Source organism: Arenibacter sp. S6351L (assembly GCF_023016025.1).
In the GTDB taxonomy this organism is placed as follows: Bacteria; Bacteroidota; Bacteroidia; order Flavobacteriales; family Flavobacteriaceae; genus Arenibacter; species Arenibacter algicola_B.
In genome coordinates this window covers 314,014-325,508 of record NZ_JALKBB010000001.1, presented here as the reverse complement: position 1 = coordinate 325,508, position 11,495 = coordinate 314,014, and the positions used below count along the sequence as shown (strand labels likewise).

The following is an 11,495-nucleotide window of genomic DNA, read 5'->3' as shown; positions in this document are numbered from 1 at the left end:
ACCAGACCATTAGGACAAAGAATTAAAACACTTGTATATCTAAGGCCAAATTTGGGTTTTTTACCAAAAAATAAGATTGATATACTATCTTTAGCCCTTGATCCAACCAAACTAAAATTTATCCATGAAGAACACAGTTTCCTTCCCTGTATTTAAGTCATTATCCATGATTGTTTTGCTGGGGGCACTTACTACCCAATGCAAGCAGAAATCTGAAAAAAAAGCAGAACCCATCAATGAAACCAATATAGTGGTCCCTGATGGATTTTCCATTGAACTGGTGGCCAAGGATTTGGGGAATCTAAGACATATGACCGTCTCAAAAAATGGGGATATCTACGCAAATAGATCCAAACTAAAAGACGAAAAGGCTATTGTTTTATTAAAGGATAGCGATCAAGACGGAAAAATTGATCTAGAACAACCATTTGGCAATCTCCCTGGAACAGGCATTTTGATTAAAAATGGTTATTTATATACCTCCTCCAATTCTGGGGTCTATCGCTATAAATTAAATGAAAAGGAAGAAATTATCGATATTGAAAATCCAGAAAATATAGTGGACGGATTGGCGGACAAGGGCCGTGACAATGCAAAATCATTTGTAATGGACGATAATGCCAACATTTATGTCACTATAGGCTCCTGGAACGATTCCTGTCGTGAAGAGGGTACCGGAAAAGGTATTATGCCCTGTGCTATTCTGGATTCCGCTGGGGGAATATGGCAATTTAAGGCCGATAAATTAAATCAATCCTTCGCTGATGGTAAACGCTATGCTACCGGAGTCAAAAATGCAGTGGGTACCGCTTGGAATCACAAGACCAACTCCTTATTCGCGGTCGTTCATGGCAGGGGAGCTTTCCATGATTTTTATCCTGAATACTATACCGCCAAGCACAGTGAGGAACTTCCTGCAGAAACTCTATATGAGCTTCAGGATGGTGACGATGCTGGTTGGCCATATATCTATTACGATCAGTTTAAGAAGAAGAATATCCTTGCACCGGAATATGGGGGCGACGGTGAAAAAACAGGAAGTGAAAACACTATAGAACCTATAATGGCATTCCCGGCGCATTTGGCTCCCAACGACCTACTTTTTTACACAGGAACCATGTTCCCGGAAAAATATAGGAATGGTGCTTTTATTGCTTTCCACGGACAGTCCCCGGAGCTAAAAAAAGGATATTTCGTAGCCTTCGTTCCTTTTAAGGATGGCAAGCCAAATGGAAATTGGGAAATTTTTGCGGATAACTTTTCCGGCATCGACCTCGCAAATCCCAGTGGCCCAATTCAGCACAGACCTTGTGGATTGGCACAAGGGCCTGATGGCGAATTGTATGTAAGTGAAGATTTAAACGGAACCATATACAAAATTACCTATTGATCATCTCGATAGTACCCTAAACTATCACTTGTAGCTATTTCTCAAAGTGATAGGGAAGCTATTGACCTAAAAGGGCAATAATCCGTTAATGTAGTATTTAATTAATAAAAATCCCTTAAGAAATTTTTCTATAGGGATTTTTTTTTACCCAATTCCCAATCATCCAATAAACTCTAACTATTGGAATAGAGCATTTTAGCATGGGATTCAAACAATTTACAATTTCGCCATCCTTCAATTACAAAGATATCGGTGGATTCCACCAAACAACCTTTGTAAAATTACCTGCTCTATAATTAAACATTTGTAAGGTCCGATTTATGAAAATCTTAAGAAAATAAATATTCCATAATTATTATTTTTAGACGGTAAAAATGATTAAACAATTAAAAAACACCTGTAAAACTATGAAAACAGTATTAACAGCACTTTATTTTTTTTGCGGTATGACGTTACTGCAGGCATCAACAACAACAAACGAAATTGATGATTTGGAAGTTGGTTCGGTATTAATGATTGGAAGTCCCTCAGCAAATCTGTATGAACATATAGAAGTGCCAAGGATGAATTTTATCATTAAGAAAGGGGGAATCCCAAACTACAAAACACTTTTCCAAAGCAAAGTGATCGTTTCTAAAATGAAAGTGATGCCAGATGGCAGTAAGGTAGTGCACCTAAAGCGACAAAACGGAAAGCGCTTTTTTAATAGCCATAGCTATATAAAGGCCAAACTTAAAGAAGCTATTGACACAGAAGAGCTGGTCAGACTTTAGTCGGCAAGTATAGCACTTAGGTTGCCAAAACTTAATAGTGCGGCAAAGCTAAAAGCATTCTTATTTAAATTAAAAACCCTTAATCCTAAGGGTTTTTTTCTTTTTGGAATAAAATATATGGTAATTCTATAACATCTTTCCCATAAACAAATTTATTCCTAAACTTAAAGCGTGTCGGACAAACAGTCCCACTACGGAACCTAAAGGCCTTAATCCCCAACGGTATTGGCATATGACCTATATCATTGTTTTACCTATATAATTACTCTACTTTAATAATTGTCGGTAAAGCCGACAACTATTTTTCCCAATCCAAAAAGACCGCCATCTGGGCCGTAAAATTGTTGTGAACGAAAGTTGGTGTGTTTGGGAATAATTCCTGAAACATCCCCTAAGAGTACTCAATCCATAATAGTATTATAATGTTAGAAAAAGAAAAAAATAACGCCATTGCCATTCCTCTAAATCAACTAACATTAAAGGCTAATTTGTACATCCCTGAAAATGCCAAGGGTTTGGTCATATTCTCCCACGGTAGTGGTAGCAGTAGGCTTAGCCCCAGAAATAATTTCATTGCCAACATACTTAATCAACAGGGACTGGCTACCTTATTGCTCGACTTATTGACCGAAAGCGAAGACGAAAACTACGAAACCCGGTTCAATATTGACCTATTGACCCAACGCTTAATAGCAGCAACAAAATGGGTACAACTACAAAAAGAAACAAAGAGTCTTTCCTTGGGCTATTTCGGGGCCAGTACCGGGGCGGCATCGGCCATAGGAGCGGCCGCCTTTTTTAAGGATGATATAAAGGCCATTGTCTCCAGGGGCGGAAGACCAGACCTTGCCTTAGACGAAATACCCGAGGTTACAGCTTCAACCTTATTTATTGTTGGTGGAAAGGATTCGGCAGTCCTGGAATTAAATATCAAGGCCTATGCTAAAGTGGAATGTGAAAAAAAATTTGAAACCATACCAGGGGCAAGCCATCTTTTTGAGGAACCAGGAAAGCTGGAAAAGGTGGCCGAACTCTCCGCAACCTGGTTTAAGAAATGGCTGATAACTAAAAAACCTATAAAAAATGTTTAAGGACAGAATCGATGCCGGGCTGCAGTTAGCAAACAAGTTAATTTCATATAAAGACAGAGAGAACGTTGTTGTTTTGGCAATCCCTAGGGGCGGATTACCCTTGGGGGCCATTGTGGCCAAATCACTTAACGCAAGATTGGATGTTGCCCTTTCCAAAAAAATTGGTCATCCTTTCAACAAGGAATTTGCAATCGGGGCTCTTAACCTCAACAATATTATCCTAGACGATAACATTGAAATTTCTATCGCTTATATAGAGAAAGAAAAGAAACGTCTTCGCGAAAAGCTAAGAAAAAGACAAGCCCAATATTTTAAAAATAGATCTCCCATAGCCTTAAAGGATAAAATTGTAATCATAATCGACGACGGAATAGCCACTGGCAATACAATACGGGTCACCGCCCAGCTGGTCTATGACCAAAAGCCGCAAAAAATAATAATTGCCATACCAGTGGCTCCCAAATCAACAGTACAAAAATTAAATGCCGCTCCCTATATAAGCGAAGTAGTATGCTTGGAGACACCCTTTAATTTTCAGGCCGTAGGACAGTTTTATATGGATTTTGATCAGGTGTCCGACGAAGAAGCCATTAAAATATTGGAAGATTTTGATGCATAATTAAGGTTATAAGCGCTGGTCCAAGCACTTATTCCTGCACTTCATCAAGAAGAGATAGTCCTTAGTAACAGTATTAATTCATAATTATTGATTGACTTGCCAAAAGATTCTCTCTGAATTCAAGAAATTTTATTTTTCCTATTTGTCCCCATGTAACTTTTATGGCTGTTAAAACTAAATAGTTATATTTATAAGGAATAATCAATTTAGGACCAATACCATGATAAATCCATTTCGGATGGCCCGTTTCCTTGCTACATTAATAATCCTTTTTTTCTCCATATTCCTCTTCACCCAATGTGAAACACAAAAAAAAGAACCCGAGTTTTTAATGCGGACCGCTCTATTGGTCAATGAAGACCATGCCTGGTTCAAAGCCTTTGCCTATTTTGCAGAAATTGTGGAAGAACGTTCCAATGGGCGCATCAAGGTGGAGCTGTACCCCTCGGAACAATTGGCCAAAGAGATCGAGGCCATTCGACTAATCCAGGCCGAAGTTATCGATATGACCACCACCGGGTCTACCTTGACCAATTGGTTTGAAGTGGCTACATTCTGCGAGTTACCCTTTTTAATGAAGGATTCCACTGATATGAATCGCTATATTAATGGTCCCGTCGGGAAATTAATGGAAGAGGAAATGATTAAAAAGGCAGGCTTACGCGCTCTTGGCCATTTTGAACGTGGGCCACGGCATTTAACCTCGAATAGACCAATACGCCATCCGGACGATCTAAAAGGACTTATCATTAGGGTACCCAATGTCCCCGCATTTGTAACCACTTGGAGCGCTCTCGGTGCCAAACCAACTCCCATGGCGTTTTCCGAAGTGTTTACTTCACTACAACAGGGCACTATCGAAGCCCAGGAAAATCCCTTCGCCATGATCCATAACGCAGGTTTCTCCGAGGTACAGAAATACCTCAACCTAACAGGACATGTTATTAGTTGGGTGTACCCCGTAGTGGGTGAAAAGCAATTTCAGAAGCTGCCCCCAGACCTTCAGGAAATTTTTCTACAGGCAGGGAAAGAAATGCAAGCCTATGAACACCAGCTCTATCTTGAAAACGAAAAGAATGTACAGGAGGAATTAAAGGCTGAGGGCATGCAATTTATAGAAGTGGACAAAGAAGCCTTTGCAAAAAAAAGTGAGAAAGCTATTTATGAAAGCCTCTCTCCCGAAATACAAAAAATATATCGAGAACTTAAAAAAGACTAAAACGATGTTAAATAAAACCATTGGCCGCCTGCTTAAAATGGGGACCTTATTAAGTACATATGGTCTGTTGTTTACTGTGCTGCTTCAAATAATCTGTCGTTTTACACCCATAAATACCCCACCTTGGACAGAGGAGGCCTCACGTCTTTTCTTTATTTATGCCATGTCGTTCGCCGCAGGTCTGGCCATGAAGAATGAATTTTACGTGCATTTGGACATGTTTTACGAGCGTTTTCCAGAAAGGATCAAAAAAACATTAAACCTGGCAGTACCCTCAATTACCCTAATTCTTTTTGTGGTTATGGCCATATACGCCATTAAATTCGTGATTTTGGGAATACCTGAAAAATCCCCTAGTATGGGCTTCAATATGGGTATAGCCTTCTTTAGCATCTTTATAATGTCTATATCAATAAGTTATTATCTCCTTAGAAAAATTATGAAAATTATGAAAAATTCTAGACCATGATTTGGATACTCGTTGTCGTTTTTATTCTTGGTCTGATACTTCGCTTTCCTATTGCCTTTGCCTTGGGACTTGCCTGCTTAAGCTATTTGGTTATCAAAGGGGTTCCTTTGATCATTGTACCCATGAAAATGTACTCGGGCATAGATGTCTTTGTACTGCTCAGTGTTCCTGGATTTATACTTGCTGGAAATCTGATGAACCAAGGTGGGCTCACTGAAAAAATAATTAAGTTCTGCAACCATCTTTTAGGTCATATTCGCGGTGGACTTTCCCTGGTCAATATTGGTGCTTCAATGCTTTTTGCAGGAATTTCCGGTACGGCCATTTCGGATACGGCCAGTATGGGCTCCATTATGATCCCTGCTATGAAAAAGCAAGGTTACGATACGGACTTTTCATGTGCTGTTACAGCAGCTTCCTCCACCATAGGGCCCATAATTCCCCCCAGCGTGCCCATGATCATCGCCGCAACCTTGAGCGGCCTGTCCGTAGGGAAATTGTTTTTGGCAGGAGCACTCCCTGGATTGTTATTGGGCGTTGGTCTTATGTTTACCGCCTATTTTATATCCAAGCGAAAAAAATACCCAAAACATAAGCGCAGTAGCCTAAGGGATGTAGCACGCAGTTTTGTGGATACCTTTTGGTCGTTGTTGATGACCTTTATTATCCTATATGGAATTGTGGGCGGAATATTTACGCCAACTGAGGCCTCGATTATCGCTGTAGTCTATGCTATGATTATTGGCAAATTCGTGTATAAAAAATTGAATTTGAAAAACACACAGGTCATTATCCTGGACAGCATGAAGACTTCGGCCTCCCTTATGGTCTTGGTGGGTTTTGCCAACCTTTTTGGCTATATCTTGATTACAGAGCAAATTCCACAAGAGATATCCAAGGAAATCTTGGGGTTTTCGGACAATAAATATGTAGTCTTACTTCTGATCAATCTGCTATTGATCGTGGTAGGCACCTTTATGGAGACCATTGCCGCCTTATTGATACTTTTTCCAATCCTTTTAAAAGTGGCGGTTGCCGTGGATGTGGACCCGATCCACTTTGCCGTGATAGCCGTTCTCAATTTAATTATAGGATTAACAACTCCTCCTGTGGGGGTTTGCCTTTTTGTGGCTTCCAGTATTGGAAAAATTTCCATTGGTGCAGTAAGTAAAGCTGGTCTACCATTTTTGTTGGTAAGCTTTTTGGTGCTGATTTTAGTTACGTTATTTCCGTGGTTCTCCTTAGCATTGCCAAACTTGTTTATCGATTGATTTTTAAACAGTCAGATAAGGTTCAAACCTTGTTTTAAAATTGAAGGAAAATTGATATTTCAGGCCCCTAAATGAAACATAAAATTTTTACAAAGGATAATTTCTTAGTCGGTTATTATCTAAAACCTATAAATTAATATACTTAAAATTAAGCCTATGAAACCCATAAATACAGCCTTATGCTCTTTTGGAATGAGTGGATTCGTTTTTCACGCCCCCTTCATTGAAGTACATCCCGGATTTAATTTATACGGAGTTTGGGAGAGAACCAAGAACAACGCCCAGGCCAAATATCCAAATATAAAAACCTTCCGCACCTTGGAGGAATTGTTGGCAGATAAAAATATAGAATTGGTAGTGGTAAATACACCAAGTGTAACGCATTATGATTTTACCAAACAGGCCATAAATTCAGGGAAAAACGTAATTGTAGAAAAGCCCTTTACGGCTACCGTAGCACAGGCGGAAGAATTGACCCAATTGGCCAAGGAGAAAAAGGTAACACTTTCTGTGTTTCACAATAGAAGATATGACAGTGATTTTAAGACGGTAAAAAAAGTAATGGATGAGGGCTGGCTAGGAAATATTGTAGAGGCGGAAATCCATTATGATCGTTATGACCCAGGGCTGAGTTACAAGGTTCATAAGGAAATACCCACGGCCGCCGTTGGAAGTATATATGACTTGGGTTCACATTTGATAGATCAGGCTTTGATGTTGTTTGGTATGCCAAATGCCGTCTTCGGCGATCTGGACACCTTTCGCCCCAATTCCAAGGTAGGGGATTATTTTGATGTAAAATTGTTCTATAACAACCATAGGGTAATATTGAAATCCAGCTATTACGTTCGTGAGGCTTTGCCTGGAAATATTCTTCACGGAACCAAAGGCTCTTTTATAAAATCCAAAGCCGATGTACAGGAGGCTGCCCTTCAGGCAGAAAAAACACCAGGTACACAAAACTGGGGAGCAGAACCGGAAAAAGAAAAAGGAATGTTGCATACAGAAAAGGATGGTAAAATTATCAAGGAATACGTCCCAACTTTAAATGGGGACTATATGGCGTATTACGAAGGTATCTACCAAGCTTTAAGAAATAACAAGTCGGTCCCAGTCTCCGCAACAGACGGCATGAACGTTATAAAAATAATCGAGGCGGCTCTGAAAAGCAACAAGGAAAAGAGGGTCGTGGAATTATAGATGGGAACTGATTTTGAAATAGGAATTAACTGCCTCCGTTAAATACACTGGTGTTGAAAAGACCCAAGAGCGACAATCAAGTCCTGTGGACAGTTGGCACTTGGGAAGAGCCTCAAGCTAAATACCTTTTATTTTCTTGGCTCAAATCACCTTAAATCAAAATAAAACTATTAGAACCAAGATGGAAAAAATTGGATATAAAATAATTTCCACTACATTTGTGCAATCGATTACATTATTGCATGGATATGATTATAAAAGCTTAAGTGCATCCAATAGGATAATCGGTTCAAGACATAATAACATTTTAAAAAAGTAATATGCAACCATTAAACAGAAAAAACACCAATTTAGAGTCGACCCCACCAATTAAGATCGTACAATTTGGGGAAGGAAACTTTTTAAGGGCATTTGTGGATTTTGCTTTCCAAAAATTAAATCAGAAAGCTAATTTTGATGCCGGGATTGCGGTGGTCCAACCTATTGAAAAAGGTTTGGTAAAAATGCTTAATGAGCAAGATGGACTTTATACCCTGTTTTTGAAAGGAATACAGAAAGGTAAGGAAATTCAGCATAAAGAGCTTATTACCAATATTGTAAAAGGTATTGACCCTTACAGCAATTTCAAGGACTACTTAAGTTTGGCCAAGGAAGAGGAACTTCAGTTTATTATTTCCAATACTACGGAAGCCGGTATAGCTTATGTTGCCACAGACACATTGGATATGCAGCCACCAAGTTCATTTCCCGCTAAATTAACGGTGCTATTGTATGAACGTTTCAAACATTTTAAAGGCGATGCCAATAAAGGCCTAACTATAATTCCTTGTGAGCTAATCAATTATAATTCTGATACACTCAAGGAAATAGTATTGAAATACTCCGATGACTGGAAACTGGGCCAAGACTTTAAAACCTGGCTTACCACAAATTCCACATTCCATAACACCTTGGTAGACCGTATAGTACCGGGATACCCAAAGGATGAAATTGAAGATTACAATGCCCAACTATCCTATAAGGACAATTTAATAGTAGCTGCGGAAACATTTCTACTTTGGGTCATTGAAGGAGAGGATAAGCTTAAAGAAAAATTACCTTTTCATAAAACGGATCTGGACGTTAAGATTGTAAAGGATATGCAGCCATATAGAACTAGGAAGGTCCGAATATTAAACGGTGCACATACCTCAATGGTACCATTTTCCCTTTTATATGGGAATACAACGGTAAAACAAACCGTGGATAACGCCTTTACCGGCAAGTTTGTGAATGATGCCATTTTTAATGAAATAAACCATACGCTTCCTATGGGAAAAGAAGAGCTGGACAGCTTTGCGGAAGAGGTTTTAGACCGATTTAGAAATCCGTTTATTATTCATAACTTATCCAGTATTGCGTTAAATTCAATTTCAAAATTTAAGGTGAGGGTATTGCCAAGCTTATTGGAATACATAGACATCCACAAAAAATTACCAACAAACCTAACCTTCGCCTTCGCGGCCTTAATCCGATTTTATAAGGGAACCTGGAAGGGCGCGGATTTACCAGTAAATGATAGTGCTGACATAGTGGAGGCATTTGCACAAATCTGGAAATCCAATAATTATTTGGATATCGCCAAAAAAACCTTGAGCAATACATCGTATTGGGGGGAGGACTTAACCCAGGTGGAAAATCTCACCGAAGCAGTTGCCCTAGCTTTGGAAGAAATTGATGCAAATGGTATTGAAGTAGGCTTTGCCAATTACAGTAAAAGGTTTTAAACCATTAGAGTAAAACTTATAAGAGGAAGATAAAATGAAAAGTAAAATTATAAAGGTAAATTCATCGGACAACGTTGCAGTTGCTTTGGTTAATTTAAAGGCAGGGGAAGTAATATCATTTGAAGGTGAGGAAATTACTGTGATATCCGATATCAAATTAAAGCATAAAATTGCCCTGCAAAAATTTGAATCCGGAGACCTTATCTTTATGTACGGTGTACTCGTAGGAAGCGCCAATGGTGTCATAGAAAAAGGAGATGTTTTAACTACAGAAAATGTTAAGCACCAGAGCGAAAAAGTTTTTGGAAAAACGGAAACCATAGGTTGGACCGCCCCCAATGTGGAGAAGTGGAAGGATCGAACATTCTTAGGGTACCATCGTGAAGACGGACAGGTAGGTACCGAAAATGTATGGCTATTTTTCCCCTTGGTTTTTTGTGAAAACAGGAACATCGAAATCTTAAAGGAAGTTTTTGAAAAGGAGCTTTTAAAACAAAAAGTGAATCCACATCAAATGTTGCTTCGTTCCTTGGTGAACAACACTGCGGAAGAAACTTCCGTTGAAAACAATTCCAGTAATGTATTTGACAATATTGATGTAAAATTTATAACCCACCCAGGGGGTTGTGGCGGCATAAGGCAAGATTCCGAAAGTTTGGCCAAATTACTGGCAGGCTATGTAAATAACCCAAATGTGGCTGGCGCCACCGTATTGAGCTTGGGTTGCCAAAACCTTCAAATAAGTGTTTTTAAAGAAGCTTTGCACACCATAAATCCCAACTTGAACAAACCTGTACTCATATTTGAACAACAGCAAATGGGTACGGTGGATGAGATGTTATCGGCCATTGTCAAAGAGTCCTTTGAAGCCATTAAAAAGGCCAATAATGCAGTACGTAGACCTGCTCCATTGTCCAAATTACGGGTTGGCCTGGAATGTGGGGGATCGGATGGATTTTCAGGTATATCCGCAAATCCCACCTTGGGGGCCGTTTCAGATTTATTGGCAGCACTTAATGGTACGGCCATACTATCAGAATTTCCGGAACTATGTGGTGTAGAACAGGAATTGGTAAATAGATGTGTTGAAGACGATAAGGGCCAGAAGTTTCTAAAGTTAATGAAGGCCTACGAAAAATCTGTTGTAGACGCAGGTTCTGGTTTTGACATGAACCCTTCGCCAGGAAATATTAAGGACGGCTTAATTACCGATGCCATGAAATCTGCAGGAGCTGCCAAGAAAGGAGGCACCTCTCCTATCCAAGATGTTTTGGACTATGGCGAATACATTACCAAACCCGGTCTTAACCTATTGTGTACTCCCGGAAACGATGTGGAAAGTACTACGGCCATGGTAGGTTCAGGTGCCAACGTAGTTCTGTTTACTACAGGATTGGGAACACCAACAGGAAATCCTATTGCCCCAATTATAAAAGTATCTTCCAATACGGAACTAATGGAAAGAATGCCCGATATTATTGATATTGAAACCGGAGCGGTAATACGGGGTGAAAAAACTATTGAAGAAATGGCAGGAGAAATGTTGGACTTTATAATCGAAGTGGCCAGTGGAAAAATTCAGACCAAAGCCAAATTATTAAATCAAAATGATTTTATTCCTTGGCGTAGAGGAGTGTCTTTATAATATTTGTTAGACAATTGCCCTAATTATAAAATAATGGAAGGTTGAAGAATTT

At 39.3% G+C, this 11,495-nt stretch carries 10 protein-coding genes; all 10 read left to right on the top strand.

The features are described from left to right. Nucleotides 1-124 precede the first annotated feature (124 nt). The 10 genes from MWU82_RS01320 to MWU82_RS01275 all read left to right on the top strand — a co-directional run bounded on the left by MWU82_RS01320 (nt 125) and on the right by MWU82_RS01275 (nt 11,443). Nucleotides 125-1,390, top strand: a complete 1,266-nt coding sequence (locus MWU82_RS01320) for a PQQ-dependent sugar dehydrogenase (RefSeq protein ID WP_247094949.1) — start codon at nt 125-127, stop codon at nt 1,388-1,390. A gap of 407 nt (nt 1,391-1,797) precedes the next feature. Continuing rightward, a complete protein-coding gene (locus MWU82_RS01315) occupies nt 1,798-2,163 on the top strand; it encodes a hypothetical protein (protein ID WP_215947785.1) in 366 nt (121 codons plus the stop codon). A gap of 422 nt (nt 2,164-2,585) precedes the next feature. Then, entirely contained in the window at nt 2,586-3,254 is a 669-nt protein-coding gene (locus MWU82_RS01310) for a dienelactone hydrolase family protein (protein WP_215947784.1), read from the top strand. Then, on the top strand, nt 3,247-3,873 hold the full coding sequence (locus tag MWU82_RS01305; protein ID WP_215947783.1) for a phosphoribosyltransferase family protein: 627 nt from the start codon (nt 3,247-3,249) through the stop codon (nt 3,871-3,873). The genes MWU82_RS01310 and MWU82_RS01305 overlap by 8 nt, the downstream gene beginning before the upstream one ends. A gap of 238 nt (nt 3,874-4,111) precedes the next feature. Next, nucleotides 4,112-5,092 carry a TRAP transporter substrate-binding protein gene (locus MWU82_RS01300; RefSeq protein WP_215947782.1) on the top strand — a complete coding sequence of 327 codons (981 nt, stop codon included), beginning with the start codon at nt 4,112-4,114 and terminating at the stop codon, nt 5,090-5,092. A 4-nt stretch (nt 5,093-5,096) separates the two neighbouring features. Then, nucleotides 5,097-5,561, top strand: coding sequence for a TRAP transporter small permease (locus MWU82_RS01295; protein ID WP_247094948.1), 465 nt, complete (start codon nt 5,097-5,099; stop codon nt 5,559-5,561). Further along, nucleotides 5,558-6,832: a TRAP transporter large permease gene (locus tag MWU82_RS01290; protein WP_247094947.1), complete on the top strand. Its 1,275-nt coding sequence runs from the start codon at nt 5,558-5,560 to the stop codon at nt 6,830-6,832. The genes MWU82_RS01295 and MWU82_RS01290 overlap by 4 nt, the downstream gene beginning before the upstream one ends. 156 nt (nt 6,833-6,988) lie before the next feature. Next, nucleotides 6,989-8,032: a Gfo/Idh/MocA family oxidoreductase gene (locus tag MWU82_RS01285; protein ID WP_247094946.1), complete on the top strand. Its 1,044-nt coding sequence runs from the start codon at nt 6,989-6,991 to the stop codon at nt 8,030-8,032. Nucleotides 8,033-8,352: 320 nt separating this feature from the next. After that, complete coding sequence (locus MWU82_RS01280) at nt 8,353-9,798, top strand: tagaturonate reductase (RefSeq protein ID WP_247094945.1); 1,446 nt, start codon at nt 8,353-8,355, stop codon at nt 9,796-9,798. Between the two features lie 34 nt (nt 9,799-9,832). Beyond that, on the top strand, nt 9,833-11,443 hold the full coding sequence (locus tag MWU82_RS01275) for an altronate dehydratase family protein (RefSeq protein WP_247094944.1): 1,611 nt from the start codon (nt 9,833-9,835) through the stop codon (nt 11,441-11,443). Nucleotides 11,444-11,495: the final 52 nt, after the last annotated feature.

Coding starts and splice junctions, on each gene's coding strand:
- MWU82_RS01300 (WP_215947782.1), top strand. CDS start 4,112: ATGGCCCGTTTCCTTGCTACATTAATAATCCTTTTTTTCTCCATATTC.
- MWU82_RS01295 (WP_247094948.1), top strand. CDS start 5,097: ATGTTAAATAAAACCATTGGCCGCCTGCTTAAAATGGGGACCTTATTA.
- MWU82_RS01320 (WP_247094949.1), top strand. CDS start 125: ATGAAGAACACAGTTTCCTTCCCTGTATTTAAGTCATTATCCATGATT.
- MWU82_RS01305 (WP_215947783.1), top strand. CDS start 3,247: ATGTTTAAGGACAGAATCGATGCCGGGCTGCAGTTAGCAAACAAGTTA.
- MWU82_RS01290 (WP_247094947.1), top strand. CDS start 5,558: ATGATTTGGATACTCGTTGTCGTTTTTATTCTTGGTCTGATACTTCGC.
- MWU82_RS01285 (WP_247094946.1), top strand. CDS start 6,989: ATGAAACCCATAAATACAGCCTTATGCTCTTTTGGAATGAGTGGATTC.
- MWU82_RS01310 (WP_215947784.1), top strand. CDS start 2,586: ATGTTAGAAAAAGAAAAAAATAACGCCATTGCCATTCCTCTAAATCAA.
- MWU82_RS01315 (WP_215947785.1), top strand. CDS start 1,798: ATGAAAACAGTATTAACAGCACTTTATTTTTTTTGCGGTATGACGTTA.
- MWU82_RS01275 (WP_247094944.1), top strand. CDS start 9,833: ATGAAAAGTAAAATTATAAAGGTAAATTCATCGGACAACGTTGCAGTT.
- MWU82_RS01280 (WP_247094945.1), top strand. CDS start 8,353: ATGCAACCATTAAACAGAAAAAACACCAATTTAGAGTCGACCCCACCA.